Origin of the sequence: Pseudoalteromonas sp. 19-MNA-CIBAN-0066 (genome assembly GCF_040308705.1) — a bacterium.
In the GTDB taxonomy this organism is placed as follows: domain Bacteria; phylum Pseudomonadota; class Gammaproteobacteria; order Enterobacterales; family Alteromonadaceae; genus Pseudoalteromonas; species Pseudoalteromonas nigrifaciens.
On sequence record NZ_JBEONZ010000312.1, the window covers coordinates 1 to 252 of the forward strand.

Annotated in this window: 1 protein-coding gene; it reads left to right on the plus strand. The window is 31.7% G+C overall.

All coding sequences use genetic code 11. From position 1 onward, the window contains the following. Nucleotides 1-28: 28 nt before the first annotated feature. Nucleotides 29-252, plus strand: a 224-nt coding sequence (locus AAEZ18_RS19255; protein ID WP_352256041.1) for a hypothetical protein, incomplete at its 3' end; no start/stop codon positions are given.

Genomic DNA, 252 nt, shown 5'->3' on the forward strand with positions numbered 1-252 from the left:
GAACTCGGGGCGATTCAGTTATTCATATTTGAGAAAAATTATAAAAGCTAGAAACATAAGTGCTCACCCAAAACCTGTTGAATTGGGTTCATTTGAAATTTGCATGTACAAAAATACCGATGGTTTTGATTCTTTTTTGCTGCCAAAAGAAGTGTTTACTAAAGGGCTGTTGCAATCCGATATTTTTACGGCTCAAGAATTAAAAAACTGCTTATTAAATATTCTTTTATTACAAAACACCCTCAAATATAT